Below are 26,024 nucleotides of genomic sequence, written 5' to 3'. Positions count from 1 at the left end.
GCCCTCCTCCTCATCTTCCCTGCGGCGCCTCTCGCCACAGGCCGGAATTGGCACCTTCCCCACCGGGTCCTCGCATCGTCGCGAGACCGGCGGAAGGGTTGCCGGGGCTTCTACGGGCCGTTCCCTCTGCCCCTCTGGATGAGCGGTATGCAGTTGTCGGCAACAGGCTCCCGATATGCGGAGGACACCTGCGCTGTTCGAGACTGTAACGGACGGCCCCGACAATGGCCCGGGCCGTCCGATCCGCGAGACACGACGGGAGACCGGGAGAATCTCCCAAGAAACCTGTTCCGGCGGGTTCGGACCCCGCCAGGAAGGGGCAGATACGGCCATACAGGTTAAATGTGGCCGAACGCGACAGGAGCGACATTCGTGCTGGAAGAGGCAGAGGAGTGGCTGACCCGCCGGTCGTGGGACGCTGCTGACCGCCCGCTGGCGCAGCTGTTGCACGCGAAGCGGGCAGCAGGGGCGGCAGGCAGTATCAGCGTGGTACTCCCCGCGCTGAACGAGGAGGCGACCGTCGGGGCCATCGTCGAGGCGCTCCGGCGCGACCTGATGGAGGACGTGCCACTGATCGACGAGCTGATGGTGGTGGACTCCGGGTCCACCGACCGCACCTCGGAGGTCGCCGCGGCGGCCGGGGCGAAGGTCGTGCACCGCGACGAGATACTGCCGCGGGTCCCGACCGTTCCCGGTAAGGGCGAGGTGCTGTGGCGGTCCCTGCTGGCCGCCAGCGGCGAGATCATCTGTTTCGTCGATGCCGACCTGCGGGACTTCGACTCCCGGTTCGTCTCCGGCATTCTCGGCCCCCTGCTCACCGAGCCGGACGTCCAGCTGGTCAAGGCCATGTACGACCGCCCGCTCGGCGACAACCCGTCCGGCGCCCGCCAGGGCGGCCGGGTGACCGAGCTGGTCGCCCGCCCCCTGCTCAACCTGCACTGGCCCCTGCTGGCCGGCGTGGTCCAGCCGCTCGGCGGCGAGTACGCGGCGCGCCGTTCCCTGCTCGAACAGCTGCCGTTCCCCGTCGGGTACGGCGTGGAGCTGGGCATGCTCATCGACACGCTGAACCTGGCGGGCCTCGACGCACTCGGCCAGGTCGACGTGGGCGTGCGCAAGCACCGGCACCAGGACGGGCAGGCGCTCGGCCGCATGGCCACCGCGATCATGCGGACGGCGCAGAGCCGTCTGCCGGGCTCCGTCATGCCGATCCGTCTCGGCCTGACCCAGTTCGAACGCACCGACGACGGCGGCTTCAGGCCGCTGACGCACCCGATCAACGCGGAGGAACGCCCCCCGATGGCCACCATCCCCGAGTACGCCGCCCGCCAGGCCGCATAGCCTCCGGACTCCTGTGGCAGGGCACACGTTTGGGAAGTGATCCGAATGGCTAGTTACCGCGCGTGACTCACGACGAGCACCGAGCACAGTCCCCCGGCCGCCCGGGGCAGGTCCTGGTCGCGTCCAACCGCGGCCCGGTGAGCTTCAGCCTCGGCGCCGACGGCGCCCTGACCGCGAAGCGCGGCGGCGGGGGCCTGGTGTCCGGGCTCAGCACGCTCACCCCGGGCACGGGCACGTGGGTGTGCGCCGCGCTCGGCGAGGGCGACCGCGCCGCCGTGGCGCGCTCCGGCGCACGCCTCGACCCGGCGGACACCGGGGGCCAGGCGGTGCGGATGCTGGACATTCCGGCCGACACGTTCGACGCCGCGTACAACGGCATCGCCAACTCCGTGCTGTGGTTCATCCATCACCTGCTGTACCAGACGCCGTTCGAGCCGGTCTTCGACGCCGCCTTCGAGGCGCAGTGGGCCGACTACGAGACGTACAACGCGGCCTTCGCCGAGGCGCTGGCCGCCGAGGCGGCGCCGGGCGCGGCCGTCCTCGTGCAGGACTACCACCTGTCGCTGGTCCCCGCGCTGCTGCGGGACCGGCGGCCCGACCTGCGCATCGGGCACTTCACGCACACCCCGTGGGCGCCGCCCGACCTGTTCCGCGTGCTCCCCGACGCCGTCGCCCGCCGCCTGCTGCTCGGCATCCTGGGCGCCGACCGGGCCGCGTTCCACACCCCGCGCTGGGCGCGCGCGTTCGCCGACTGCTGTGCCGACCTGCTGGGCGCCCGGATCGACGGGCAGGACATCCACCACGAGGGCCGCATCACCCGACTGGGCGTACACGGCCTCGGCGCCGATGCCGAGTTCCTGCGCGAGCGGGCGTCGCGTCCTGACGTCGACGAGCGGCTCGCGGCGCTGCGTGCGCAGGTCGGGGACGCGCGGACGATCGTGCGGGTGGACCGCACCGAGCTGTCGAAAAACATCGTGCGCGGCCTGTTCGCCTTCCGCCGCCTGCTGACCGACCGGCCGCAGTGGCGCGGGCAGGTCACGCACGTGGCGTTCGCCTACCCCTCCCGGCAGGACCTGGCCGTCTACCGCGACTACACCGCCGAGGTCTCCCGGGTCGCCGAGGAGATCAACGCGGCGTTCGCGACGGACGGCTGGACGCCCGTGGTGCTGCACGTCAAGGACGACTTCGCGCGTTCACTCGCCGCCTACCGGATGGCGGACGTGGCCCTGGTCAACCCGATCAAGGACGGGATGAATCTGGTGGCCAAGGAGATCCCGGTGGTCTCCGAGCGGGGCTGCGCCCTGGTGCTGTCCACGGAGGCGGGCGCCGCCGCCGAGCTGGGCGAGGACGCCCTGCTGGTCAACCCGTACGACATCGCGGGCACCGCCGAGGCCCTGCACCGGGCGCTGTCGATGGACGCGGACGAACGGGACCGGCGCACCAAGCGCCTGTCCGCGGCGGCCACCGCGCTGCCGCCGCAGACCTGGTTCCTCGAACAGCTGGCGGCGCTCGACCCGGCCTGAGCCGCCGGGCCCCGCGCCGTCGTGCGCCCGTTCAGGAGGCAGCGGGCAGGCGGGCGGCCAGCTCCGCGAACAGGGCCGCGACGCCGTGCGGCCCGTCGACCGTGAGGTCCGTGGCCGCGGCCAGCTCGGTGACCTCCGCGCTGCCGCTGCACACCCGCAGCCCCGCGACGCCCGAGTCGCGCAGCTCCGCGACCGCCCCGAACGCGGCCAGGTCGCCGAGGTCGTCCCCCGCGTACAGCACGGACGCGGCGTCCTTCTCGCGGGCCAGGGCGGTCAGCGCGGCGCCCTTGTCCATACCGGGCGGGCGCATCTCCAGCACGAGGCGGCCCGGCTCCAGGGCAAGACCGTGCCGGGCGGCCAGCTCCCCGACCGGCCCGCGCAGCGCGGCGAACGCCCCGGCCGGGTCGGCGGCGCGGCGGGTGTGGACGGCCAGCGCGTTGCCCTTGTCCTCGATGAACGCGCCGCTCTCCGCGACAAGACCCGGCAGCTCGGCGCGCGCGGCGGCGACGCCCGCGTGCGGGGGCGGCGTGGTCAGACGGCCGGTGGCGGCCTCCCAGCGCTCCGCGCCGTACGCGCCGAGGACGACCATCCCGGCGAGGCCGGGGTGGTCGGCGAAGCCGCCGAGGCGGACGGCCACGTCCGCGGGGCGGCCGGTGATGATGGCGAGGACCGCGACCCGCCCGGCGAGCGCGGCGAGCGCGGGCAGGGCGTCGGGGTGCGGCTTTGCCTGCTCGGGGTCGGGGACGATGGGGGCCAGGGTGCCGTCGAAGTCGGCGGCGATCAGGGCCCGGTCGGGGCGGTCGAGGAGGGTGGCGAGGCCGGCGCGGCCGGCGTCCGTCGTGGGTACGGGAAGGCTGCCCATGTACATGACTTTACCGGCGCCCGCGGCGCGCCTCGCGCAGCCTCCTGAGGCGGTTGACGGTCACCGGGTCGTGGGCGAGGGCCTGCGGGTCGTCCAGCAGGGCGTTGAGCAGCTGGTAGTAGCGCGTGGGGGACATGCCGAGGCGCTCGCGGATCGCGCGCTCCTTGGCGCCGGGCCCCGGCCACGACCTGCGCTCGACGGCGAGGACCGCGCGGTCGCGGTCGGAGAGACCGGCCCGCCCGGGAACGCCCGGCTCGCCGCTCATTTCGCCCGCCCGCCCCCGCTCACCGCTCGCCCCGTTCATCCGGACATTTTATTCGCCGGCTCGGACAGCCTTCGGTGAGTATCGATCCGAGCACCGCCTCCCTTCGACGAGCGAGGAGTCGCCCCCATGTCTCCTGAATCCCCCGAATCCTCCGAACGCTTCGAAAGCCTCGAAACCCCCGGAACCTCCCGCACCGCACGGGAGATCGCCACGCAGCCCGCGTGCTGGCGGCGCGCCGCGCAGGACGTGGCCCGGACGCGCCCGGCCGGCTTCGCCGGCGCGCTGCCGCGGCCAGGCGAGCGGGTCGCCGTGACCGGCTGCGGCACGTCGTGGTTCATGGCGCAGGCGTACGCGGCGCTGCGCGAGGCCGCGGGGCAGGGCGAGACGGACGCGTTCGCCGCCTCCGAGTTCCCCGCCGGGCGGCGCTACGACCGGGTCGTGGCGCTCACCAGGTCGGGAACGACGACGGAAGTCCTGGACCTGCTGGGCGCGTTGCGGGCGGGCCGCCCGGAGGTGCCGGTGCTCGCGGTCACCGCGGACCCGGCGGCGCCGGTGCTCCGGGCCGCGGCGCACGTGGCGGTGCTCGACTACGCGGACGAGGAGTCGGTCGTGCAGACGCGGTTCGCGACCAGCGCGCTGGCGTTCCTGCGGGCCGGGCTCGAAGCCGCGGGGCCGCTGCCCGCGGGCGTGCGAACGGTGGCAGAGGCGGCGCACGACGCCGAGGCGGCGGTGGCGGACCCGCTGCCCGCGGAGGTGACGGGGGCCGGCCAGTGGACGTTCCTCGGCCGGGGCTGGACCTGTGGCCTGGCGCTCGAAGCGGCGCTCAAGCTGCGGGAGTCGGCCGGCGCCTGGACGGAGGGCTACCCGGCGATGGAGTACCGGCACGGGCCGGTGTCCATCGCGGAACCGGGGCGCGCGGTATGGGTGTTCGGCGCGCCGCCGGAGGGCCTGCGGGCGGATGTGGCGGCGGCGGGCGGGCTGCTGGTGGCGACCCCGGAGGGCACGGACCCGATGGCGGATCTGGTGCGGGCGCAGCGCCTCGCGGTGGCGGTCGCGCGGGCCCGCGGCCTCGACCCGGACCGGCCGCGGAACCTCACCCGCTCGGTCATCCTTTCACAGTGACCCCAGTAGTGGACTAGACCTCTTCCCCCGTCTCGGGCGAGACTTGCGCCTGTGAGTCTCCAGGAGAATTACGTGCTCGCCCTCGACGTGGGCGGCACCGTGCTGAAAGCCGCACTGACGGGGCGGGACAACGAGCCGCTGCACCAGGCACGCCGGCCCACCGCGGGCACCGGCGGACCCGATGCCGTGGTGGCCGGAATCCTGGACTTCGCCGAGGAGTTGCGGGCCACCGGCATCGACCGCTTCGGCGGCCCGCCCGCCGCCGCGGGCGTCGTCGTGCCCGGCATCGTGGACGAACGGACGGGCACGGCCGTCTGGTCGGCCAACCTCGGCTGGCGCGACGTTCCGCTGCGGCGGCTGCTGAGCGATCGGCTCGGCGGCGTCCCCGTCGGCGTCAGCCACGACGTGCGCGCCGGCGGCCTGGCCGAGGGACGCGTCGGGGCCGGAGCGGGACACGGCCGGTTCCTCTTCGTCGCGCTCGGCACCGGCATCGCCGGGGCCATCGGCATCGACGGGCGCATGGAGCCCGGCGCGCACGGCGGCGCGGGCGAGATCGGCCACATCGTCGTGCGCCCCGGCGGCGCCCGGTGCGGCTGCGGGCAGTACGGCTGTCTGGAGACGGTCGCCTCGGCCGCCGCCGTCGGCCGCGCCTGGGCCGCCGCGGCCGGCCTGCCGGGCGCGACCGCCGCGGACGCCGCCAGGGCCGTGGCCGCGGGCGACCCACGGGCCGAATCGCTGTGGCGGGACGCGGTGGCCGGCCTGGCCGACGGCCTGCTCACCGGCATCTGCCTGCTCGACCCGGCCGTCGTCATCGTGGGCGGCGGCCTGGCCGAGGCGGGCGAGACGCTGCTCGTCCCGCTGCGCGCCGCCCTCGCGGCGAAGGCCACCTTCCAGCGCATCCCACCGATCCTTCCGGCGGCGCTCGGAGACGCCGCCAGCTGCCTGGGCGCGGGCCTGCTCGCCTGGGACCACTGCCAGCTCCCCACGTCTGCGGAGGTTTCCCGATCATGAAGTGCACCGTGCTCACCGGAGCAAAGGTGGTGCGGCCCGCCGGGGTCGTCGACAGCGGCCGCGTCACGGTCGAGGGCACGCGGTTCGCCGCGGGCCGCAGGGGCGAGACGGACGGGGCGGTGGTGACCGACCTGCCGGGGCACTGGATTCTGCCCGGCTTCGTGGACCTCCACCTGCACGGCGGCGGCGGGGCATCGTTCTCCGCCGGTACCGCCGAGGAGGCGCTGGCCGTCATCGCCACCCACCGCGCCCGCGGCACCACCACCATGGTCGCCTCCACCGTCACCGGCGACCTGGGCGACCTGGCCAGGCAGGCGGCGGCGCTGTCGGAGCTGGTGGAACAGGGCGACCTGGCCGGCATCCACTTCGAGGGCCCGTTCATCGCCGAGAACCGCTGCGGCGCGCACGACCCGACCCTGCTGCGCGACCCGGACCCGGCGGACGTGCGCAAGCTGATCGACGCGGCCCGCGGCACCGCGCGGATGCTGACGCTCGCGCCGGAACGCCCCGGCGGCATCGACGCGGTGCGGCTGCTGCGCGACAGCGGGGTCATCGCCGCGGTCGGGCACACCGACGCGACGTACGAGACGACGCGCCGCGCCATCGACGCGGGCGCGACCGTCGCCACCCACCTGTTCAACGCGATGCCGCCGCTGGCGCACCGCTCGCCCGGGCCGATCGCGGCGCTGCTCGAAGACGAACGGATCGCAGTCGAACTGGTCAACGACGGTCACCACCTGCACCCCTCGGTGCTCAGGCTCGCCTTCCGCACGGCGGGCCCTGACCGGGTGGCGTTCATCACGGACGCGATGGGTGCGGCGGGCATGGGCGACGGGCGCTACCCGCTCGGCCCGCTGGAGGTCGAGGTGACGGGCGGCGTCGCGCGGCTGGCCGAGGGCGGCGCCATCGCCGGTTCCACGCTGACCCAGGACCGCGCCCTGCGGCGCGCGGTCACGGTGGACGGGCTGCCGGTCGCCGACGCGGCGCGGGCGCTGTCCTCGACCCCGGCGCGGCTGCTGGGCATCGACGACCGCGTCGGGTCCATCGAGGAGGGCAAGGACGCGGATCTGGTCGTGCTCGACCGCGACTTCGAGGTCAGGGGCGTCATGCGCAAGGGCGACTGGCTGGTGCGCCCGTGACCCTGGTGCGCTGTGCCGACCTGCTGGCCGAGGCGCACGGCGGCGGCCGGGCGGTCGCCGCGTTCAACGTGATCACCCTGGAGCACGCCCAGGCGGTCGCCGCCGGGGCCGCCGCGGCCGAGGCGCCCGCCGTGCTCCAGGTGTCGCAGAACGCGGTGGCCCACCACGGCCGGCTCGAACCGCTGGCCGCCGCGCTGACCGCGCTGGCGCGCGGCAGCGGGGCGGCGCTCGCGCTGCACCTGGACCACGTGACGGACGACGCGCTGCTGCGGGCGGCGCCCGCGGCGGGCTTCGGCTCGGTGATGTTCGACGGCTCGCGGCTGCCCTACGCCGGGAACGTGGCGGCCACGGCGGCGGCCGTGCGCTTCGCGCACCGGCACGGGCTGCTGGTGGAGGCGGAGCTGGGCCGCATCGGCGGCAAGCCGGGCGACGCGCACACCCCGGGGGTGCGGACCGACCCGGCCGAGGCGGCGGAGTACGTGCGGGACACGGGCGTGGACGCGCTGGCCGTCGCCGTGGGCAGCAGCCACGCCATGACGCGGCGGACGGCGGCGCTCGACCACGCACTGATAGCGCGGCTGCGTGCGGCGCTGGGCGTGCCGCTGGTGCTGCACGGCTCCTCCGGGGTGCCGGACGAGGAGCTGCGGCGCGGCGTGGCCGCGGGCCTGACCAAGATCAACGTGGGGACCGCGCTCAACGTGGCGCTGACCGGCGCGGTCCGCGACCACCTGGCGGCGGACCCCGAGGGGGTGGACCCCCGCCGCTGGCTCGCGGCGGGGCGGGCGGCGATGGCGGAGACGGTGGAGCGGCTGCTGCGCGTGCTCGACGGCACGCGCGGCGGGCTCACTGGTCCCTGTTCTCCGTGATGCTCAGCTGGTCGATGACGACGTCGCAGGGGCCGGTGCAGGTCATCTGCACCGTGTTCTGGCCCTCGTTCAGCTCGACCAGGTTGTACGTGCTCACCCAGCTGGTGTCCCACTCGTCGCTCGCGGTCGCATAGTCCTGCATGTCGACCGGGTCGTTGCGCGGCGTGCCGTTCACGGAGAACGCCATGCTCTGGCCGTCCGTGATGGTCGCGTAGCCGGTGTACAAGCGGTAGGTGCCGGGCTCGCCGGTGAAGTCGAAGGTCCAGGTGACGGACGAGTCGGGCTTCCCCTGTATGGAGATGTACTGGCCGTCCGCCGAGCGCGCCCCCTGGACGTCGGAGGCCAGCGCGGCGCCGTTGCCGAGCTGGAGGTCCGCCAGCTCGGCGGCCGGCAGCCCTTCGGGCTCGGTCGCCTCGTCGGTGGGCTCCTCCGTGGGCTCGTCGTCCCCGCCGCCGCCGTCCTCCTCCCCCGGCCCGGTCGGCGTGGCGCCGCCGTCCGCGCCGGGCGACTCGTCGTCGTCCCCGCTGAGCAGGATGGCCGCGCCGATGCCGAGCACGACGGCGACGACCACGGCGATGGCGCCGATCAGCAGCCCGTTGCGGCGCGGCTCCTGGTCGGTGCGGCGCCGTCCCGGCGGGCCGCCCTGCGGCGGCACGCCGCCCGCCTGGGTCTCGGGGGCCGCGTAGTAGGCGTCGGGACGGTGCTGCGGCTGCTGTGCCGGGGGCTGGCGGTAGCCTTGCTGGCCGCCGAAGGTACGCTCCCCCACCGGGCGGACCTGGTTGTAGGACGGCTGCCGCGGGGCCGGGCGGGGCTGCCCCTGCGCCTGGCCGCCTTCGGGTCGATAGAGGTAGGCGAACGGGTCGTCGTCGCCCTCATCGGGCGTGCCCCTGCCGTTGTGCCCCGCACTCATCGACTGCTGCTCCTTCGTTACCGCGCTTCCCCCACCTGGCTACGGGCGCGAGCCTACCCCGTTCGGATGAACGGACCGACCGCTTGCGGCCGCGCCCGTTCAGCCCGCGCGCCGCCTGCCCTGTGACCTGGAGCGCTTCTCCACGTACATGCGCTGGTCGGCCGATTCCAGTACCTCTTCGGTCGTCATCCCGCACGCCGCCCAGCCGATGCCGAAGCTCGCCCCGACCCGCACGCCCCTGCCCTCGACGCGGATGGGCGGGATGATGGCGTTGCGCAGGCGGACGGCCAGGTCGGACGCCTCGGCCTGGCCCAGGCCCTCGGCCAGCACCACGAACTCGTCGCCGCCGAGCCGCGCGACGGTGTCCCTGTCGCGCACCCCCTGTTCGAGGCGCCGGGCGACCTCGACCAGCACCGCGTCACCGCAGACATGGCCGAAACGGTCATTTATGGACTTGAAACCGTCGAGATCACAGAAGAGAACGGCCAGACCCTTGCCATCCCCGCCGGGCAGTTCGGGGGTGTACACGTGCTCGTGGTGGTCGTACGGGCGCGGCGGCGGCGTGCCGATCCCCGCGAACGCGTCCGTGGCGCGGCCCGTGGTGGGAGTCACGTCCCACCGGTCCGGCGCGGTGGCGCATATCCGGCTGCCGAGCCGGGCGCGCAGCTCCGCGCTGTTCGGCAGGCCGGTAAGCGAGTCGTGGCTGGCCCGGTGGGCGAGCGCCAGCTCGTGGCGCTTGCGCTCCTCTATGTCCTCGACGTGCGTCAGCTGCACCTGCGGGCCGTCCGCGGCGTCCGCGACCACCGAGTTCCGCAGGGAGACCCACACGTAGGAGCCGTCGCGGCGGGCGAGCCGCAGCTCTGCGCGGCCGCCCTCGGCCGCGGTCCGCAGCAGCACACCGGTGTCCTCGGGGTGGACGAGGTCGGAAAAGCTGTACCGGCGCAGCACGGGGCCAGAGCGGCCGAGCAGCCGGCACAGCGCGTCGTTGACCTTGATCAGCCGCCCGTGGTTCTCGCCGCCCACCTCGGCGATGGCCATGCCGCTGGGCGCGTACTCGAACGCCTGCCGGAAGCTCTCCTCGCTGGCCCGCAGCGCCTGCTGCTCCCGTTCGAGACGGATGAGGGCCCGCTGCATGTTGCCGCGCAGGCGGGCGTTGCTGATGGCTATCGCGGCCTGCGAGGCGTACAGCTGGAGCGCCTCGCAGCCCCAGGTCCCCGGGCGGCGGCCGTTGCGCGGGCGGTCGACCTCCAGGACCGCGAGCAGCTCCCCGTCCGATGCGTACATGGGTGCGAAGAGTCGGTCCATCGGGTGCCACTCTTCGGGATAACGGGGCGCAGGACCCGTGGTGTGCCACTGCGGCACGTCGTCGTGGTCGAGGACCCAGCCCTCGGTGTACGGAATGAAGCGGAGCTCGCCCCAGCGCTCCCCCATGGACAGCCGTCGCTCCCAGGACTCGCGGGAGCCGGTCCGGCCGGCGATCGCGGCCTCCGCCTTGTCACTCCCCGCGACGGCGGCGACGAGGAGATCGCCGTCGGTTCTGACGAGGTTGACGGCGGCCAGCTCGAATCCGAGTGCGGCGACGGCGCCGTCCGCGATGGTCTGCAAGGTATCCGCCATGCTGCGGGCGGTGTTCAGCTGAGCGACGACCTGGTGCAGCTCCCGCAGCGAGGCGAGGCGCACATATGGCTCCGTCTCCGTTTCCATCACTCCCCCGGCGCGACATGCACGTGCAGATACACAGGCCACTGAATCACAGGGAGCTGCCCACTAGGTACACAGGGTCAGCAATTAGTTGCCTACTGTGACTCATGTCACACTGCGAAAGTGCTCGGTCGCGGGACGTAGGACGACGTGGGGCCCAACTCTGGTTCCCTGGGCCGATGCACGTGCGCCCCGTTGGACCGTACCGTTTCGTTCGTGTCCCTATCTGCGCAACAGACCGAGTCCGTTCCGCGTCCCGAAGGGCATCCTGTGGGGGTGAGCGAGGAGGAGTTCCGCGGCGCCCTCGCGCGGCTCGCCGCCGGCGTGGTGCTGGTGACGGCCCACGACGAGGAGGAGGGGCCGCGCGGCGCACCCGCCGGGATGACCGCGACGGCCTTCATGTCCGTGTCCCTCGACCCCCCGCTCGTGCTGGTGAGCGTGCGCACCGGCTCCCGCATGGACGAGGTGCTGGAACGTCAGCCACTGTGGGCCGCCTCCCTGCTGTCCGAGGAACACAGAAGCCTGGCGGGCCGGTTCGCCATGAAGGGGCGGCTGAGCGACCGGCTGCTGTTCCAGGAGGTCCCGCACGTCCTCGGCGAGAAAACCGGTGCGCCGTTGCTCAAGGGGGCGCTCGCGACCATCGAGTGCGCCACCGAGCAGCGGGTGACCGCCGGCGATCACACGCTCGTGATCGCCCGGGTCCTCGACGCCGCCGTCCCCGCCGTCCCCGGTGGCCCGCTGCTCTACTACCGAGCCGGATACCGGCGCCTGGCCTGAACCCCCACGAACGCCGCCGCCGGGCCCTGGCGGCGGGCCCCGGCGGCGGGCCCCTAGGGCCTGTCCGGTGGATCTTCGTGGAGCCAGTGAGCGGCGTCCGGTGCGTGCGATCGCATGGGCCCCTCTTGCACGATGCGTGCAAGAGGGAGCCGGATCGCAGCTCGTACTTGGCCGTACTCGCGCGATTCGGCAGCGCAGCGTGGGGGCACCTCCCAGCCGCCAGGCTGGGGGAGTGCGTGCCGGGCGTCGCGAGCCCGCGAAGATCCACCGGACAGGGCCTAGTCCCAGCCCTGTTTCCGCGTGCGCCCGCGCTTCAGATCGGCGCGGCGCCGCTTGTCCTCGAGCCGCCGCTCGGTGACACCGCGCGGCACGCGCCGCGCCCTGCGCGCGGGCGGCGGCGGCGCCGACGCCTCGGCGAGCAGCCCGGCCAGGCGCCTGGCCGCGGTCTCGCGGTTGCGCCACTGGGAACGGTGCTCGGCGGCCCGGACGCTCAGCACCCCGCCGGTCAGCCGCCCGGCGAGCCGGTCGAGCGCCCGCTCCTTCCACACCTCGGGGAGCGCCCGGGTGGCGGCGAGGTCGAACAGCACCTCGACCTGGGTGTCACTGGTGTTGACGTGCTGCCCGCCCGGCCCCGAGGAGCGCGAGAAACGCCAGCGGAGCTCGGACTCCGGCAGGGAGACCGAGCCGCGGATGACATACGGACCGGACATGCGTTCCATGTTCCCCCGGTCGGCCGCGCACCGCACGCCGGTTTTTCGGCGGATGTGCATGGAACCGGGCCACCCCCTCACATCGTTGGGGGCAGTGAGAGTAACGTCATCGCAAAGGCGACCCTGCGCGAAACGAATAAGGGGATCTACATGGGTGTGAGCCTGTCCAAGGGTGGCAACGTCTCGCTGAGCAAGGAGGCGCCCGGCCTGACCGCCGTCACGGTGGGCCTCGGCTGGGACGTGCGCACCACCACGGGTGCCGACTTCGACCTGGACGCGAGCGCCCTCGGAGTCGACGCGGCCGGCAAGATCGTGTCGGACCAGCACTTCATCTTCTACAACAACCTGGCCACGCCCGACGGGACGATCCAGCACACCGGGGACAACCTGACGGGTGAGGGCGAGGGCGACGACGAGCAGATCAACGTCAACCTCGCGGGTCTGCCCGCGGAGCTGGACAAGATCGTGTTCCCGGTGTCGATCCACGACGCCGACAACCGCGGTCAGAACTTCGGCCAGGTGCGGAACGCGTTCATCCGCGTGCTGAACCAGGCGGGCGGCACCGAGATCGCCCGCTACGACCTGACCGAGGACGCCTCCACCGAGACCGCCATGGTCTTCGGCGAGCTGTACCGCAGCGGCGCGGAGTGGAAGTTCCGCGCGGTCGGCCAGGGCTACGCCTCCGGCCTGGCGGGCATCGCGCAGGACTTCGGCGTCAACATCTGAGGACGCCTCCGGGATCGGTAAGCGGCCGGCGGCCCCCACGGGGACGCCGGCCGCTTCGCGTGCGCGGGCGTCGGGGGCGCCGCCGCGGTCAGCTCTCCACGCGCAGGCCCAGCTCGGCCGCGAGCCGGGGGGCCAGGTCGAACAGCTGGACGGGGCTGATCACCGCGCCGGACAGCCGGTCCACGCCCCGGGCCAACTCCAGGTGCACCGCGCCGCGCAGGTCCACATCGCGCAGCGTCGCCGCGTGGAAATCGGCTCCGCGCAGCTCGCAGTCCTCGAACGACACCCGCTCGCACCGTGCCCCGCCGAAGTCCGGCTCGACCAGCACACAGCCCACGAAGGCGACGTCGGTCAGCCTGGCCTGCCGCAGGCTCAGATAGTCGATCTTCCCGCCGCGCACCAGCACCCGGTCGAGCTTGGCGCCGCCGAGCTGCACCCCGCCCAGCCGGCCGTCCCTTATCTCCACGTCCCGCAGCTGCGCCTCGGAAAGCACCGTGCCCACGCCGCGGACGCCCGCCAGGAGGCTGTCGACGATCCTGGCGCGCTTCAGCCCGGCCTCGTCCAGCACGCAGTCGCGCAGCGCGCAGTCCAGGAAGTGCGCCCCCGGCGCGTCCGCACCGCTCAGGTCGAGGCCGGTGAACTCCATACCGTCGTAGTCGCCCTCGGGCGCCAGGCCGTCCGCGCCGAAGGGGCGCAGCTCGGGCAGGGAGTAGACCGGCGGCCTCGGCCGCTTCACCGCGTTTCGTTGCGCCATGGGCCCATCCTCGCCCCTGCCACTGACAGCCGCCCCGCCCCTCGACTTCAAGAGGACCTGAAGTCGGAGGCTGGGGCGTGCCCGCACCGAACGAGGAGCTACGCCCATGCGCGCGATCCACCTGCGAGCTTTCGGTCCGCCCGAGAACCTGCGCTACGAGGAAATACCCGACCCGGAACCCGCCGGCCGCGGCTCACCGTGCGCCGGAGTCCCGGGCCACCATCGGCAAGGTCGTGCTCATCCCCCCGGCCACCGGGCTCAGGGCGCGGCGCAGGACGGGTCGTGCGCCTCGTACAGCTTGGTCATCAGGCCGTTCAGCAGGCGCTGTTCCTCGCCGGTGAGGGGGGCGAGGAAGCCGGCCTCCTCACCGGCCAGGAGGAAGGTCAGCTCGTCGAGGAGGCCCGTGCCCCGGCCGGTGAGGGTGACCACCTGCTTGCGGCGGTCGGCGGCGCTGCGCTCGCGCCTGACGAGGCCGAGACCTTCCAGCTTGTCGACGACCGCCACCATCGTCGTGCGGTCGAGCGAGGCGAGGCGGCTCAGGTCGCGCTGGGACAGCGCTCGCCCCTGGGCGAAGCTCATCACCCGCATGTCCCGACCGGTGATCCCGAAGCGGCTGAGCACCTGATCGATCCGGTCGCGGGCGGCGTCACCGAGACGCAGCACCATGTAGGCGGTCGAGGAATGGATCAGCTCTGCCGCCGCGGGCCGTGTCGTCATGCCGTCCACGCTACGGGGTGGCCCGCGCAAAATCAGTCAGCTACGCTGAACATCAGCATTACTGACGATCTGGAGGCCGACCCATGCCCGCAGCTCGCCGCGGCGACACCGCCCTCCGCGCGACCCTCGTCGTGATGGGCCTGATCACCGCCACCCCGGCACTCGCCCTCGTCGACGGCCACGCCCTGGAGTGGACCTACGGCGTGGCCGACCCCGAGCCCATGACCGAGGCCCTGCTACAGCACCGAGGCATGCTCCAACTGCTGCTCGGCGCCGCGCTGGTCTGGGCCGCGTTCTTCCGCCCCGCCCGGCCGGCCGCCGCGCTCGCCGCCGTCGTCGGCAAGGGGGCGTTCCTGCTCCTGCTGCTTCCCGACCCGGCGCTGCGGGCGGATCTGGCGCCGTTCAGCACCGTGTTCGACCTCTCGTGCATCGTGCTGCTCACCGCGCTCGGGGCGCACCGGCTGCACCGGTCCCACCGGGCGCGTGCGACATCCCCGGCGGAAGCCGCGTGAGCCGCTGCCGCCGCATCGTGGTGGACCGCTACGGCGGTCCCGACGTGCTGCGCCTCGCCCTCTGCGAGACGCCCGCCCCCGGCCCTGGGCAGGTGCGGCTGCGGATGGAAGCCGCCGGGCTCGCGCCGGCCGACGCCCTCATGCGCGCCGGCCGCTACCCCGCAGGCCCGCGCCCCGGCTTCGTCCCCGGCTGGGACGTGGTCGGCCGCGTCGAGGCGGCCGGCCCCGGGGTCCCGGCCGACTGGGAGGGCCGGCGGTGCGCCGCCCTGGTGCTGCGGGGCGGCCACGCCAGCCACCTGTGCGTCAATGCCGACCGGCTCGTCCCGGTCCCGGCAGGCGTCGATGCGCTGTCCGCCGCCTGCCTCCCGCTGAACTACGTCGCCGCGCACCAGATGCTGCACCGCCTGGCCACGGCCCGCGCGGGCGAACGGGTGCTGGTCAGCGGCGCGTCAGGCGGCGTCGGCACCGCACTGCTCGACCTGGCACGACTCGCCGGCCCGCGGGCCGTTGGCACGGCTTCCGCCGGGCACGCGGACGTCGTGTCCGCATTCGGCGCCGAGCCGGTCGACTACCGGGCGGGGGACGTCACCGCCCGCATCGCGGACCTCTCCGGCGGCGACGGCGTGGACATCGCCCTCGACGCGGTCGGCGGCGCGACCCTGACCGGGGCATGGCGGCTGCTGCGCCCCGGCGGGCGCCTGGTGTCGTACGGGTTCCCCGCCGCCGGCCTGCGCAGCCGCAGGCCGAGCCACGCGGTGCTGCGCCAGCTCCTTCGCCTGCGGTGGTGGAGCCTGGTGCCGCAGGGCAGAAGCGCCGCCTCCTACCGGCTGAGCGCCGCGGCCCGCCGCCGCCCGGAGACGGTCCAGGAAGACCTGGGCGCGCTGGTGGGACAGCTGGCGTCCGGCCGCCTGCGGCCGCTCGTGGCGGAGGCCTTCCCCCTGGAACGGGCGGCCCGCGCCCACGAACTGCTGGCCCTCGGACGGCACACCGGAAAGATCTTGCTCATCCCATGACCGCGCCTCGCCCCGTCCGCACATCCGCCCGGTCCCCGGGCGTTCACATACCGCCGGAGAACCGTATGCACCTCGTCACCGCCAGCCGGATCGTGGCCCTGCTGGTCAGCGTGCCCACCTTCCTCTATCTCTTCCCGAACGACGGGTTCCGCAGCGACAACCTCTTCCTCGTCCCCGACCTGATCCTGTGCGCGCTGCTCGCCCTGGGGGCCGCGCTGCCCGCCCGGCACGCAGTTCCGCTGCTGACCTTTGCCTTCGGCCTTTCGGCCGGAGTCATCACCACGGCGGTCTCCTCGTACGCGGTCAGGGGCGAGTTCGCGTTCCTCACCTTCGCCGCCGCGCTGGCCTCCGTGGTGACGGCCTGGCTGCTGGCACGGCACGGCGCCGCCGCCACGGCGGCGGCGCGGCGCCCGCTCGACGTCCCGGTGCCCGTCCCCTGACGGGCCGGGCCCCCGGTACCGGGGCGCCCGTTACCAGGCGCCCCGGTACCGGGCCTCAGACGCGCACCGCCTCCACGAGCACGAGGCGCTCGGGGAACTGCACGGGTGCCCGCACCCCGACCGCGTCCAGGGCCCGTCCCGGCAGCGTCACACCCTCGCTCCACCAGGCCAGCGCGGTCGAGGCCGGGCCCCGCCTGCGGTCGCCCGGCGCCAGCGGCGCCACCCGGTAGTCGGCGGCCGGGTCGAGGCCCGGCAGCCGCACGCGTCCGGGCGGGGACACGACGCTCGTCGCCACCTGCACCAGCGCGTACACGGCGCGCGAACGGTCCTGCGCCACCACACCGTGCACCCACAGCGCCGGGTCGGGGTGGTCGCCGCGCACCACCTCGCCGCTGTGCAGCAGCCCGCGCAGCTCCTTGTAGAGGTCGATCCACTCGCGCAGCGCCGCGCGGTCCTCCTCGCCTGCGCGCGTCAGATCCCACTCCATCCCGAAGTGGCCGAACAGCGCCGTCCCGGCGCGGAACGCGAGCCCGTGCGTGCGCCCCGTGGTGTGAGCCTCCGGCGCGCCCACGTGCGAGCCCATCAGCTCCGGCGGCAGCAGCAGGCCGGTCCAGCGCTGGATCTGCTGCCGTTCGAGCGCGTCGATGCAGTCGCTGGTCCACACCCGGTCGGTCCGCTCCAGGATGCCCAGGTCCACCCGGCCGCCGCCGGAGGAGCAGGACTCGATCTCAAGTCCGGGGTGGCGGGCCCGCAGCTCGTCGAGCAGCCGGTACACGGCCGCGGTCTGCGCGTGCACGCCCGCCTGGCCGGTGGGGCTGTGCCCGGCCTCGACCAGGTCCCGGTTGTGGTCCCACTTGAGGTAGGTGAGGGAGTACTCGGAGACGATCGCGTCCAGTCGTTCCAGGATGTAGGCGTACGCCTCCGGGTGCCCGAGGTCGAGGACCTGCTGGTGCCTGGACTCGGGGGGCAGCCGGTCGCCCGTCGCCAGAATCCACTCGGGGTGGCTGCGGGCCAGGTCGGAGTTCGGGTTGACCATCTCCGGCTCAACCCACAGGCCGAACTCCACGCCCAGACCGCGGACGTGCTCGGCCAGCGGGTGCAGCCCGTCCGGCCACACCCCCTCGTCCACGTACCAGTCGCCGAGCCCCGCGTGGTCGTCCCGCCGGCCGCGGAACCAGCCGTCGTCCAGCACGAAGCGCTCGGCGCCGACCTCGGCCGCGATATCCGCCAGCTCCTTGAGCTTGCCCAGGTCGTGGTTGAAGTAGACGGCCTCCCACACGTTCAGCGTGACCGGACGCGGCGTGTGCGGGTGGCCCGCGCGGGCCCGCAGGTGGCCGTGGAAACGGCCCGCCAGCTCGTCGAGACCGCGGCGGCCATAACTGCCGTACACCCACGGCGTGGTGTACGACTCGCCGGAGCCGAGCGCGATCTCGCCGGCCAGCAGCAGTTCGCCGCCGCCCAGCAGCGCCTCACCGGCGTGGGTGCGTTCGGCCAGCGAGCGGTGGTTGCCGCTCCACGCCACGTGCAGGCCCCACACCTCGCCCGCGCGGAAGCCGAAGCCGGGCTCGCCCGCGACGTGCACGGTGGCGGCGTCGGTGCCGGTGCGGCCCTTGCGGTTCTCGCGCAGGTGGGTGCCGATGGTGAACGCGTGCCGCTGCGGGGTCCGCTCGCGCAGGTGGCGGCCGGTCATGTCGAGCAGTTCCGTGGCCCGTTCCGGCACGGGCAGGGTCAGCAGGACCCCGGAGAGCGTGAACGGGGCGGCCTCGGCGGCGGCCCTGCTGGTGACGGTGGCCCGCTGCCCGACCAGTCCCGAGTCGGTCAGCTCGACCTCCAGGCGCAGTTCCAGCTCGGCCGTCACGTCCTCGGCGACGGCGGTCACCGTGCGGCCCGCCACGTGGAAGGAGGTGACCGTGAACGCCGTGGAGAAGTCGGCGCCCGCCCGGTGCCCGGTGAGGCCGGGGGTACCGAGCCAGCCGGCGGAGTGCTCGGGCAGCAGGCCGACCGGCACCACGACATCGACGTTGTTGGAGGCAATCTGCGGCACCGTGGCCAGGGCGAGGGCCGCAAGGGCGTCCTGGGACAGCTCGCCCAGGTCCTCCCCCCAGTGCACGACCCGGGGCAGTCCGCTCCCGGAACGGTCCAGCACCAGGCTGGTACCCGCGGAGCGGAGGTGGAGGAAGGGCTCGTCGCGCATCTGAGATCCCCTGATCGATCCTGTTTGGACTTGCGCGATATTTGTATGTTCGCAGGCGGGCGCAGTCAACACCAGGGGGTGGGGGGGAGCTGGAGCCGCCTGTCGGATTCGAACCGACGACCTGCTGTTTACAAGACAGCTGCTCTGGCCAACTGAGCTAAGGCGGCGCGCTCGCAACGACCGCGACCGGCCGTAACGGCCGCTCCAGGGTACACGGGGCCGTCTCGCCCGTCGGCAGGACGACCCCCGCTCCCGGGCCCCGCCGGACCGGACCGTGCCGTGCCGGACCGCGCCGGGCCCCGCCGCGGGGCAAACGATCTTGTGATGAGTTTTTTTCCCATCAGCTACTGACTTTCGTGCTCGTTTCGAGTTAGGTTCACTCCGCGTCCATTTACATGGCCGTCACACCTTCCTACTCGGATCGTCCGGCACGTTCCTGCCGGTAGAAGGAGACACAACAGCATGGCAACGGTCACGTACGACAAGGCCACCCGGGTCTACCCCGGCCAGGAGTCCCCCGCCGTCGACCAGCTCGACATCCAGATCGAGGACGGCGAATTCCTCGTCCTGGTCGGCCCCTCCGGCTGCGGGAAGTCCACCTCCCTGCGCATGCTCGCCGGGCTGGAGGATGTCAACGGAGGCTCCATCCACATCGGTGACCGCGACGTCACCCACCTGCCGCCGAAGGACCGGGACATCGCCATGGTGTTCCAGAACTACGCGCTCTACCCGCACATGACCGTCGCGCAGAACATGGGCTTCGCGCTCAAGATCGCCGGCGTGAACAAGGCGGACATCCGCAAGAAGGTCGAAGAGGCCGCCAAGATCCTCGACCTCAGCGAGTACCTGGACCGCAAGCCGAAGGCGCTTTCCGGCGGTCAGCGGCAGCGTGTCGCGATGGGCCGCGCGATCGTCCGTGAGCCGCAGGTCTTCCTCATGGACGAGCCGCTGTCCAACCTGGACGCCAAGCTCCGCGTCCAGACCCGTACCCAGATCGCCGGCCTCCAGCGCCGCCTGGGCGTCACCACCGTCTACGTCACCCACGACCAGGTCGAGGCCATGACGATGGGCGACCGGGTCGCGGTCCTCAAGGACGGCCTGCTCCAGCAGATCGACACCCCGCGGAACATGTACGACCAGCCCGCCAACCTCTTCGTCGCGGGCTTCATCGGCTCCCCCGCGATGAACCTGGTGGAGGTCCCGATCACCGACGGCGGCGTGAAGTTCGGCAACAGCGTGGTCGCCGTGGAGCGCGCCGCCCTCACCGAGGCGCAGAGCAAGGGCGACACCCACGTGGTCGTCGGCTGCCGCCCCGAGCACTTCGCCGTGGTCAACGGCAACGGTGAGGTCGCCGGTCTCGCCAAGGCCGAAGAGGGGAAGGAAGCCGGCCTCGCCGTCACGGTCAACGTGGTCGAGGAGACCGGCGCCGACGCCTACATCTACGGCACCGCCGAGTTCGGCGGCGACACCAAGGACCTCGTCATCCGCGTCGACAGCCGTGACGTCCCCGACAAGGGCGCCACGCTGAACGTGGTGCCGAAGCCCGGCGAGACCCACGTCTTCGCCGCCGGCTCCGGTGAGCGCCTGAGTGACTGAGCGGCTGAGCGGCTGAACCGCTGAACGGCTGACCGTTCCGACGCCGGAAGGGCCGGGTTTCCGCACATGCGGTGGAAACCCGGCCCTTTGCGCGTCAACGGCCCATTCGAATTTTTCTGGACCCTGTCACCCATGAGGGTGGCGAAATGTCACCAAATCACTACTCCTCGCTACGATTCGACAAGCCCGTCCACCGTCTCGCGAGGAAGACCTTCAGTGAATCAGGCACTTCGACACATCGGCAGAAGTCTCGCCATCGCCCTCCCGGTCGTCCTGGTGCTCTCCGGGACACTCGCCGTGACCCGCGTTCCGTGGGTGTCCGCGCCGTCCGACACACAAATGCTGACCGCCGCCGCGGAAAAGGCCCGCCAGACGCCGCAGGAGGTGCTCAAGGAGCGGCTGATCACCACACTGCGCCGCCAGGACCCCTCCGCCGCACTGACCGGCCTCCAGGAAGCCGTGACGCGCGACCCGGCCCTCGCGCCGCACTGCGCCGAGATCGCACAGGCCCTCGGCGAGGCGGCAGTGGAGAAGTACGGCAGCACGAAGCGCGCCCAGGCCCACGCCCGCCCGGTGTGCGACACCGCCTACGCGGCGGGCGTGGCCACCGCGGAGTAGCCCGCCCGACCGTGAGGTGTCGCGGGCCCGGCAAGATCGGCAGGGCTAGGCTGCCGGTATGACCGAAGCCTCGCTCGATGTCCCGCAGCCGACGCAGGCCGTGGTCCTGGCCGGTGGCCAGGGCTCACGGCTGCGGCCGTACACCGACGACCGGCCCAAGCCGATGGTCGAGATCCCCGGCACCGGCGTCCCGATCATCGGCCACCAGCTCAACTGGCTTGCCGCCGAGGGCATCACGGACGCCGTCATCTCCTGCGGCCACCTCGCCGAGGTGCTTCAGGAGTGGCTGGCCTCCGTCGAGCTGCCGCTGCACGTGACGACCGTCGTCGAGAGCGAGCCGCTCGGCCGCGGCGGCGGCCTGAAGCACGCCGCCGCCGCCCTGCCGCGGCCCGCCGAGCCGTGGTTCGCCACCAACGGCGACATCTGGACCCGGTTCTCGCTGCACGAGATGGCCGCCTTCCACGCCGAACGGGACGCGCTGGCCACGCTGGCGCTGGCCCGCCCGCGCATCCCGTGGGGCGCCGTCGACACCGACGAGTTCGGCCACGTCCTGGACTTCATCGAGGCGCCGCCCTCGCCCTACCTGATCAACGCGGGCGTCTACGTCTTCGCCGCCGAGTTCACGAAGCTGCTGCCGGACCGCGGCGATCACGAGCGCACCACGTTCCCCCGGCTCGCGCGCGAACGCAGGCTCGCGGGCTTCCCGTTGCCGCAGCGGGCCTACTGGCGGGCCATCGACACGGCCAAGGACCTGGCCCAGGCGGCGCGCGACCTGGCCGGCTGACCCGGTCCCGTTCCAGCCCTGTTCCGGCCCTGTCCCGGCCGCGGAAAGGGGCGGGCCCGGCCGGCCCGCCCGCAAAAGCAAAACCGCGGCTTTCGCCGGACTGACGATGACACATTCGGCTTTCCCGGTGCTTTCTCCGCACTTTCTTGGCGACGACTCGGTAACCGTTGCCGGGTTTCCCCGGGCCCGAGTGGCATTCCCCCGCGCGCTTTCACTATCGTTCGACCCCGATCACGCACCCAACTCACAGCGATGACGGGGGAATTACCTGTGCGCGCACGTATGCGACCAATCGTTTCGGCGGCCACTGTCGCGGCCGCCCTGCTGCTCGCCGGCTGCGGCGGCGACGACGAGGCCGGCGGCCCAGGGCTCGGCGGTTTCACCTCCGGCGGCAACGGCGAGGAGAACGGGGGCGGCGGCCTGCCGGAGCTGGAGCTCGACGACGAACTCCAGCTGGAAACCACGGGCGGCTTCGGCGGGGACGACGGCGGCTCCGGCAGCGGCATCGAGGGCGACGAGAACTGGTACGCCCACTGGGAGTCCGCGGGCATCACCCTCTACACCACCACGGACGGCGTCCTGTACGGGAACCCCGGGACGGGCGACGTCTGTACGCAGGAAAGCGGAATAGCGGGCGGCCTCGACTGGGAGCCGGTCCTGTTCACCTGCCAGGGGTCCAGTCTGAAGAACGCCAACCTGCGGCTCACCGGTGACACCTTGGCGATCGAATGGGATGACCGCACGGAAGAGGTGAGCAGGGTCGAAAGTCTCACCGGCAGGACCGTGGATCTCGACGCCCTTGAAGCCACCATCCTCAACTGATCGGTCATTTCGAAGAAATCCACACCGTGGTGTGCCGGACGGTGACCCCGCCCGGCACCCGCGGCGCCTTTCTGTTTCACATCCTCATCCCACATCCTCATCCCACATCCCCATTCCGCGTTCTTCCTTTCCGGAAGGGAAACCGGAATGCGTGGGCACTACTGCTCCGGCCGCGCCTCGGACAGCTCGTCGACGACGCCCCGGTCGGCGATGCTCCAGTCGGTGAGCGCGGAGTCCTCGAAAACGGTCCCCACCGGGTGGAAGTGCCCGGCGTCGATCTGCTCGATACGCGCGCCCAGGTAGCCGCCCGTCTCCTCGTCGAAGAGGAACGTCGTCTCCTCGCCCAGGTGCGTGCCGTGCCGGGTGACGGCCACGCCCTCGCGGCCCGCCGCGTCCGTGCCCACGCCGACCGTGACCCCCGGGATCTCCTCGAACGCCAGCAGCGCGGCCTCCGCCACCTCGGGCGGCAGCGGCGCGTGCTCGAAGAACCTGCCGATGGTGTGGAACGCCCACTGGTCGGCCTGGTCACCGGAGTCGGCCGAGCCGTTCTCCCGGTAGATCTTCTCCACCAGCTCCTCCGGGTCGGTGGTCAGCTCCTGGAAGTAGTCGTAGGAGGGCTGGTGGAGGTTCGCCGGATGGTCGAGGTCCGGCGGGTCCAGACAGTCCTCCTCGTTGACCGTGGCCTCCGTCATATCCGGGTCGCTGTCGACGACGTCCGGACTTTCCACCCAACAGGTCAGGCCCGTGTCCTGCTCCGCCGCATCCAGCGAGTGGTTCCGGTCCGGGCGGCCGTCGATCAGCGGGGCGCCGTCGGGGAACTGCACGGAGTCCACGTACCAGCCGTCGTTCCCGTCCGGCGTGACCCAGGTCTCGGCCTCGTACGGACCCGACTCCTCCCGCTCCACGTTGTCACCGTTGTTGGGCTCGCCGCCCTTGAAACGGGCGTAGTACTGCTCGGTGTAGGCGAACTGGTCGGGCGCCACCTCGGTCTCCGGCTGCTGCGCCGCCGCCGCGGCCAGCCGCTGGAGCGTCGAGCCGCCCGAGGCCGCGTCGTTGCCCTCCCCTTCACCGCCGGTGAACGTGACGGCGGCGACGATGACGGCGGCCGTCGCCACCGGCACCGCGGCCAGCACGAGGCGGCGCCGACCGGGCGACGCTGCGGGTTGCTCGGTTTCGCGCATCAGATGCTCCTCAAGCAGCAGACGGCGGTCCGCGGGAAGCTCAGGATCGCCCGGGGCGGGCAGCAGCCGGGCCAGTTCCGCACGGCTCGGGTCCTCGCCCCGGCGCCGGTGGGTACGGATCATGGGTGCCTCTCCACATGTGACCGGACCGCCGGCATCCGGCAGTCATCCCGTACTTGTCCGCGCGGCAACGGCGGTTCCCTGCGCAATTCCTCGTCCGTGAGCCGCCGCAGCCTGGCCCTGGCCCGGAACAGGCGGGAGCGGACCGTTCCGACGCGCACGCCGAGCGCCGCCGCGGCCTCCTCGTAGCCGAAACCGGACCAGACGCAGAGCATGAACACCTCGCGCTCCCCGTCGCGCAGCCGCCCCAGCGCCGTCTTCACCGCGGCCAATTGTTCGGCGTCGGCGAGCCGGCCGATCAGTTCGTCGGCGAAGTCGGGCAGGGGTTCGCGGGCCGGCAGCCTGGCCATGGCGCGCTCGTGACGGCGCTTGGCGCGTGCGGTGTTCCGCAGGACGTTGACGGCGATGCCCATGAGCCACGGCCGCGGGCTCTCCCCTTCGTCCCGCAGCCGGGCGCGCAGCCGCCACGCCTCAAGGAAGGTCAGGGACACGACGTCCTCGGCCAGGCCGGGATCGCCCGTTGCGCGCGCCGCGTACCCGTAGACCAGCTGCGCGTACGAGGTGAACAGCTCGCGGAACGCGTCCGGATCGCCGGCGCGCACGCGGGCGTGCATGGAATAGCTCACCCCCCGACTTGTCCGGCCGCCGCACGGAGTTCCCGTGACGTCGGCCACACGTTAACCGCCGGGGGGTGAAGCCCCTCTACTCGCCGAGGATGCCACCTAACCGAGCAGCCCGCCGATGGGGTCGAGGCTGCCCTGCTCACCCCCGTCGTCCGAAGGTGCGGGGCTCTCCGGCGGCTCTCCCGCATCGCCCGCCTCGGGCGCGGACGGCGGCGCGTACGACTCCTCCGGCACGTACGGGTCCGGCGCGGGCGGCTGCTGCGGGGCGGGCACGGTCTGCTCGCTGCGCGGGAACGACTCGTCCGAAGGACCGTCCGGCGCCGCGCCGTCCGCCGGCTCGCCGGCCGAGCCCGGCTGATCCGCCTCGTCCGCCTCGCCCGCCTCGCGTTCGTCGGCCGAGGCACCCTCGGAGGACTCGGCCGCATCCTCCTCGCGCCGCCGCTCCCGCTCCTCCTCGTCCTTCTCCTCGGCCTCGTCCGGCAGCGGCTCGCCCGGCAGGTGGTTGCGCGGCGGCTCGCCCGGCGCGGGCGTCGTCGGGAACTGCGCGGAGCGCACCGCGCTGCCGAGCAGCGAACCGATGAGGAGCGCGAGGCCGATCAGCAGCGCCGCCAGCGCCGCCCCCCTGCGCAGCACCCGGTGCCGCAGATCCGACAGCGGGGCGCGCGGGCCGAGCCTGCGCCACGCCTCTCCGGCCAGCCGCGCATCCAGCGAGTACACGGGCGCGCCCGCGATCAGCAGCGGCGACCAGGCGGCGCACAGGACGATGTCGGGGGCGTCGAACGCCGGGCCCTGCCGCCAGCTGACGGTGACCAGCAGCGCCAGCGAGAGCAGCGCGCCGAGCCCGGCCGCCACCCGCTGCCAGAGGCCGAAGATGGTGAGCACGCCGACGATGATCTGGGTGAACGCGACGGTGAGCCCGGCGCCCACCGGGTGGGACAGGGCCCAGTCGTGCAGCGGGGCGGCCACGGTCCACGGCTCCAGCGCGCTGAGCCACGCGTACAGCGAGCCGCGGACGCCGCCGTCGAAGTAGACCGGGTTGGTGAGCTTGCCCATCCCGGCGTAGATGGCCATGAAGCCGAGCAGCAGGCGCAGCGGCAGCAGCACGACGCCGAGGCTCAGATTCCTGCCGGTATGGAACGCCTGCCGGCCGACGGGAGCGCCGGAGCGCTGCCTGGCCGCACCCGCCCGCGCCGGGCCCCTGCCGTCCCCGGCCCCGTCCGCTCCGTCGTGGCCGCCCGTTCCGTCGTGGCCGCCGAACCCGCCGGTCCTGCCACGGTCCGCGCCGACCGCGGGCAGTACCCGGGTGTGCTCGGCCGGCTGCGGGTGGCGCGGGCCGACCACGGCCGCGGCGCGGGGGGCGCCCTGCACGCGCGGGAGCACCTGGGTGGCGGTGCCCTCCGCGGCGCGCGCGTGCCCGGCCTCGCGCACCGCCCGGATCAGGGTGCCGGCCCCCGCGTCCCCCGGCGCGCTGCGGCCCGACCATACGACCGGCGGCCTGCGGCGCCCGGCGGCGGGCACCCGCGGCAGCGGACCGGTCTGTGGGACCGCGATGCCCGCCGGGGGCGGGGTGGCGAGCTGAACCCGGAAGCTGGCGTGGTTCACGACGACTTGTGCGGGGTCGCACGGCACTTTCACCATGCTCAGCACCGGCTCGTCCGCCGAGAGGCCGCGGGGTGTTCTGGTGTCCACACTCATCTAAC

At 73.2% G+C, this 26,024-nt stretch carries 26 protein-coding genes, 1 tRNA gene and 1 riboswitch; of the genes, 15 read left to right on the top strand and 12 right to left on the bottom strand.

Translation table 11 applies throughout. The features are described from left to right. Positions 1-7: 7 nt before the first annotated feature. A riboswitch (SAM riboswitch) is annotated at positions 8-145 on the bottom strand. A gap of 227 nt (positions 146-372) precedes the next feature. Together STBA_RS21185 and STBA_RS21180 are read left to right on the top strand one after the other, a co-directional pair. Next, complete coding sequence (locus tag STBA_RS21185; protein ID WP_077060766.1) at positions 373-1,338, top strand: glucosyl-3-phosphoglycerate synthase; 966 nt, start codon at positions 373-375, stop codon at positions 1,336-1,338. Between the two features lie 62 nt (positions 1,339-1,400). Then, positions 1,401-2,861, top strand: coding sequence for a trehalose-6-phosphate synthase (locus tag STBA_RS21180; RefSeq protein WP_077060765.1), 1,461 nt, complete (start codon positions 1,401-1,403; stop codon positions 2,859-2,861). A gap of 31 nt (positions 2,862-2,892) precedes the next feature. Here STBA_RS21180 and otsB read toward each other — a convergent pair whose 3' ends face one another. Then, entirely contained in the window at positions 2,893-3,723 is an 831-nt protein-coding gene (gene otsB, locus STBA_RS21175) for a trehalose-phosphatase (RefSeq protein ID WP_079252440.1), read from the bottom strand. 10 nt (positions 3,724-3,733) lie between these two features. Beyond that, complete coding sequence (locus tag STBA_RS21170) at positions 3,734-3,988, bottom strand: DUF3263 domain-containing protein (RefSeq protein ID WP_077060763.1); 255 nt, start codon at positions 3,986-3,988, stop codon at positions 3,734-3,736. Between the two features lie 126 nt (positions 3,989-4,114). Here STBA_RS21170 and STBA_RS21165 point away from each other — a divergent pair, with 126 nt between their 5' ends. From STBA_RS21165 to STBA_RS21150, 4 genes are read left to right on the top strand one after another with little or no spacing between them, the layout of a single operon-like run. Beyond that, positions 4,115-5,110 carry a sugar isomerase gene (locus STBA_RS21165; protein WP_077060762.1) on the top strand — a complete coding sequence of 332 codons (996 nt, stop codon included), beginning with the start codon at positions 4,115-4,117 and terminating at the stop codon, positions 5,108-5,110. A gap of 51 nt (positions 5,111-5,161) precedes the next feature. Beyond that, positions 5,162-6,121, top strand: a complete 960-nt coding sequence (locus STBA_RS21160) for an ROK family protein (protein WP_077060761.1) — start codon at positions 5,162-5,164, stop codon at positions 6,119-6,121. Then, positions 6,115-7,260, top strand: coding sequence for an N-acetylglucosamine-6-phosphate deacetylase (gene nagA, locus STBA_RS21155; RefSeq protein WP_077063472.1), 1,146 nt, complete (start codon positions 6,115-6,117; stop codon positions 7,258-7,260). The genes STBA_RS21160 and nagA overlap by 7 nt, the downstream gene beginning before the upstream one ends. Further along, the gene (locus tag STBA_RS21150) at positions 7,257-8,126 is read left to right on the top strand and encodes a ketose-bisphosphate aldolase (RefSeq protein WP_077060760.1); all 870 of its coding nucleotides are present in this window, start codon (positions 7,257-7,259) and stop codon (positions 8,124-8,126) included. The genes nagA and STBA_RS21150 overlap by 4 nt, the downstream gene beginning before the upstream one ends. On the opposite strand, the gene STBA_RS21145 is transcribed toward STBA_RS21150, so the two are convergent. Next, positions 8,104-9,036, bottom strand: a complete 933-nt coding sequence (locus STBA_RS21145; RefSeq protein WP_077060759.1) for a hypothetical protein — start codon at positions 9,034-9,036, stop codon at positions 8,104-8,106. The two genes, STBA_RS21150 and STBA_RS21145, sit on opposite strands and share 23 nt — an antisense overlap. 99 nt (positions 9,037-9,135) lie before the next feature. Beyond that, on the bottom strand, positions 9,136-10,740 hold the full coding sequence (cdgB, locus tag STBA_RS21140; protein WP_077060758.1) for a diguanylate cyclase CdgB: 1,605 nt from the start codon (positions 10,738-10,740) through the stop codon (positions 9,136-9,138). A gap of 273 nt (positions 10,741-11,013) precedes the next feature. Here cdgB and STBA_RS21135 point away from each other — a divergent pair, with 273 nt between their 5' ends. Beyond that, positions 11,014-11,514 (top strand): flavin reductase family protein, encoded by a 501-nt coding sequence (locus STBA_RS21135; protein ID WP_079252066.1) that lies wholly within the window; start codon positions 11,014-11,016, stop codon positions 11,512-11,514. 278 nt (positions 11,515-11,792) lie between these two features. Here the strand turns inward: STBA_RS21135 and arfB are convergent, their stop codons facing one another. Further along, positions 11,793-12,233 (bottom strand): alternative ribosome rescue aminoacyl-tRNA hydrolase ArfB, encoded by a 441-nt coding sequence (arfB, locus tag STBA_RS21130; protein ID WP_077060757.1) that lies wholly within the window; start codon positions 12,231-12,233, stop codon positions 11,793-11,795. Between the two features lie 141 nt (positions 12,234-12,374). Here arfB and STBA_RS21125 point away from each other — a divergent pair, with 141 nt between their 5' ends. Beyond that, entirely contained in the window at positions 12,375-12,950 is a 576-nt protein-coding gene (locus STBA_RS21125) for a TerD family protein (protein ID WP_077060756.1), read from the top strand. 88 nt (positions 12,951-13,038) lie between these two features. On the opposite strand, the gene STBA_RS21120 is transcribed toward STBA_RS21125, so the two are convergent. Further along, positions 13,039-13,704: a pentapeptide repeat-containing protein gene (locus STBA_RS21120; RefSeq protein ID WP_079252065.1), complete on the bottom strand. Its 666-nt coding sequence runs from the start codon at positions 13,702-13,704 to the stop codon at positions 13,039-13,041. 258 nt (positions 13,705-13,962) lie between these two features. Beyond that, on the bottom strand, positions 13,963-14,421 hold the full coding sequence (locus STBA_RS21115; protein WP_077060755.1) for a MarR family transcriptional regulator: 459 nt from the start codon (positions 14,419-14,421) through the stop codon (positions 13,963-13,965). A gap of 83 nt (positions 14,422-14,504) precedes the next feature. Here STBA_RS21115 and STBA_RS21110 point away from each other — a divergent pair, with 83 nt between their 5' ends. The 3 genes from STBA_RS21110 to STBA_RS21100 all read left to right on the top strand — a co-directional run bounded on the left by STBA_RS21110 (position 14,505) and on the right by STBA_RS21100 (position 16,386). Then, a complete protein-coding gene (locus STBA_RS21110; protein ID WP_077060754.1) occupies positions 14,505-14,933 on the top strand; it encodes a hypothetical protein in 429 nt (142 codons plus the stop codon). Further along, a complete protein-coding gene (locus STBA_RS21105; protein ID WP_077060753.1) occupies positions 14,930-15,946 on the top strand; it encodes a zinc-binding dehydrogenase in 1,017 nt (338 codons plus the stop codon). Before STBA_RS21110 ends, STBA_RS21105 begins: the two co-directional genes overlap by 4 nt. 65 nt (positions 15,947-16,011) lie before the next feature. Continuing rightward, the gene (locus STBA_RS21100; RefSeq protein WP_077060752.1) at positions 16,012-16,386 is read left to right on the top strand and encodes a hypothetical protein; all 375 of its coding nucleotides are present in this window, start codon (positions 16,012-16,014) and stop codon (positions 16,384-16,386) included. A 55-nt stretch (positions 16,387-16,441) separates the two neighbouring features. Here the strand turns inward: STBA_RS21100 and STBA_RS21095 are convergent, their stop codons facing one another. Continuing rightward, positions 16,442-18,580, bottom strand: coding sequence for an alpha-galactosidase (locus tag STBA_RS21095; protein WP_077060751.1), 2,139 nt, complete (start codon positions 18,578-18,580; stop codon positions 16,442-16,444). A 90-nt stretch (positions 18,581-18,670) separates the two neighbouring features. Continuing rightward, positions 18,671-18,747, bottom strand: a tRNA-Thr gene (locus tag STBA_RS21090). A gap of 295 nt (positions 18,748-19,042) precedes the next feature. Between STBA_RS21090 and ugpC the strand changes: the two genes are divergently transcribed. The 4 genes from ugpC (at position 19,043) to STBA_RS21070 (ending at position 22,400) form a co-directional block, all read left to right on the top strand. Then, positions 19,043-20,176, top strand: a complete 1,134-nt coding sequence (gene ugpC, locus STBA_RS21085; protein ID WP_077060750.1) for a sn-glycerol-3-phosphate ABC transporter ATP-binding protein UgpC — start codon at positions 19,043-19,045, stop codon at positions 20,174-20,176. Between the two features lie 216 nt (positions 20,177-20,392). Beyond that, positions 20,393-20,794 carry a hypothetical protein gene (locus STBA_RS21080; protein ID WP_077060749.1) on the top strand — a complete coding sequence of 134 codons (402 nt, stop codon included), beginning with the start codon at positions 20,393-20,395 and terminating at the stop codon, positions 20,792-20,794. 58 nt (positions 20,795-20,852) lie between these two features. Beyond that, positions 20,853-21,578: a nucleotidyltransferase family protein gene (locus STBA_RS21075; RefSeq protein WP_077060748.1), complete on the top strand. Its 726-nt coding sequence runs from the start codon at positions 20,853-20,855 to the stop codon at positions 21,576-21,578. A 282-nt stretch (positions 21,579-21,860) separates the two neighbouring features. Further along, positions 21,861-22,400 carry a hypothetical protein gene (locus tag STBA_RS21070; RefSeq protein WP_077060747.1) on the top strand — a complete coding sequence of 180 codons (540 nt, stop codon included), beginning with the start codon at positions 21,861-21,863 and terminating at the stop codon, positions 22,398-22,400. Positions 22,401-22,558: 158 nt separating this feature from the next. Here STBA_RS21070 and STBA_RS21065 read toward each other — a convergent pair whose 3' ends face one another. The 3 genes from STBA_RS21065 to STBA_RS21055 all read right to left on the bottom strand — a co-directional run bounded on the left by STBA_RS21065 (position 22,559) and on the right by STBA_RS21055 (position 26,019). Beyond that, positions 22,559-23,704 (bottom strand): CU044_5270 family protein, encoded by a 1,146-nt coding sequence (locus STBA_RS21065; RefSeq protein ID WP_077060746.1) that lies wholly within the window; start codon positions 23,702-23,704, stop codon positions 22,559-22,561. Beyond that, positions 23,701-24,315 carry a sigma-70 family RNA polymerase sigma factor gene (locus STBA_RS21060; protein WP_077060745.1) on the bottom strand — a complete coding sequence of 205 codons (615 nt, stop codon included), beginning with the start codon at positions 24,313-24,315 and terminating at the stop codon, positions 23,701-23,703. The genes STBA_RS21065 and STBA_RS21060 overlap by 4 nt, the downstream gene beginning before the upstream one ends. A gap of 108 nt (positions 24,316-24,423) precedes the next feature. Then, complete coding sequence (locus STBA_RS21055; protein WP_079252064.1) at positions 24,424-26,019, bottom strand: DoxX family membrane protein; 1,596 nt, start codon at positions 26,017-26,019, stop codon at positions 24,424-24,426. Positions 26,020-26,024: the final 5 nt, after the last annotated feature.

Source organism: Streptomyces sp. MP131-18 (assembly GCF_001984575.1).
GTDB lineage: Bacteria > Actinomycetota > Actinomycetes > Streptomycetales > Streptomycetaceae > Streptomyces > Streptomyces johnsoniae.
The sequence above is the reverse complement of the archived record's forward strand: the minus strand, read 5'-3'. Positions and strand labels throughout refer to the sequence as shown.

Bases quoted from the DNA above. Each gene is read 5' to 3' on its own strand.
- STBA_RS21165 (WP_077060762.1), top strand. From the start codon at position 4,115: ATGTCTCCTGAATCCCCCGAATCCTCCGAACGCTTCGAAAGCCTCGAA.
- STBA_RS21145 (WP_077060759.1), bottom strand. From the start codon at position 9,036: ATGAGTGCGGGGCACAACGGCAGGGGCACGCCCGATGAGGGCGACGAC.
- cdgB (WP_077060758.1), bottom strand. From the start codon at position 10,740: ATGGAAACGGAGACGGAGCCATATGTGCGCCTCGCCTCGCTGCGGGAG.
- STBA_RS21110 (WP_077060754.1), top strand. From the start codon at position 14,505: ATGCCCGCAGCTCGCCGCGGCGACACCGCCCTCCGCGCGACCCTCGTC.
- STBA_RS21125 (WP_077060756.1), top strand. From the start codon at position 12,375: ATGGGTGTGAGCCTGTCCAAGGGTGGCAACGTCTCGCTGAGCAAGGAG.
- otsB (WP_079252440.1), bottom strand. From the start codon at position 3,723: ATGGGCAGCCTTCCCGTACCCACGACGGACGCCGGCCGCGCCGGCCTC.
- STBA_RS21120 (WP_079252065.1), bottom strand. From the start codon at position 13,704: ATGGCGCAACGAAACGCGGTGAAGCGGCCGAGGCCGCCGGTCTACTCC.
- STBA_RS21115 (WP_077060755.1), bottom strand. From the start codon at position 14,421: ATGACGACACGGCCCGCGGCGGCAGAGCTGATCCATTCCTCGACCGCC.
- STBA_RS21075 (WP_077060748.1), top strand. From the start codon at position 20,853: ATGACCGAAGCCTCGCTCGATGTCCCGCAGCCGACGCAGGCCGTGGTC.
- STBA_RS21100 (WP_077060752.1), top strand. From the start codon at position 16,012: ATGCACCTCGTCACCGCCAGCCGGATCGTGGCCCTGCTGGTCAGCGTG.
- STBA_RS21095 (WP_077060751.1), bottom strand. From the start codon at position 18,580: ATGCGCGACGAGCCCTTCCTCCACCTCCGCTCCGCGGGTACCAGCCTG.
- STBA_RS21060 (WP_077060745.1), bottom strand. From the start codon at position 24,315: ATGCACGCCCGCGTGCGCGCCGGCGATCCGGACGCGTTCCGCGAGCTG.
- STBA_RS21070 (WP_077060747.1), top strand. From the start codon at position 21,861: ATGCGACCAATCGTTTCGGCGGCCACTGTCGCGGCCGCCCTGCTGCTC.
- arfB (WP_077060757.1), bottom strand. From the start codon at position 12,233: ATGGAACGCATGTCCGGTCCGTATGTCATCCGCGGCTCGGTCTCCCTG.
- STBA_RS21065 (WP_077060746.1), bottom strand. From the start codon at position 23,704: ATGATCCGTACCCACCGGCGCCGGGGCGAGGACCCGAGCCGTGCGGAA.
- ugpC (WP_077060750.1), top strand. From the start codon at position 19,043: ATGGCAACGGTCACGTACGACAAGGCCACCCGGGTCTACCCCGGCCAG.
- STBA_RS21055 (WP_079252064.1), bottom strand. From the start codon at position 26,019: ATGAGTGTGGACACCAGAACACCCCGCGGCCTCTCGGCGGACGAGCCG.
- STBA_RS21170 (WP_077060763.1), bottom strand. From the start codon at position 3,988: ATGAGCGGCGAGCCGGGCGTTCCCGGGCGGGCCGGTCTCTCCGACCGC.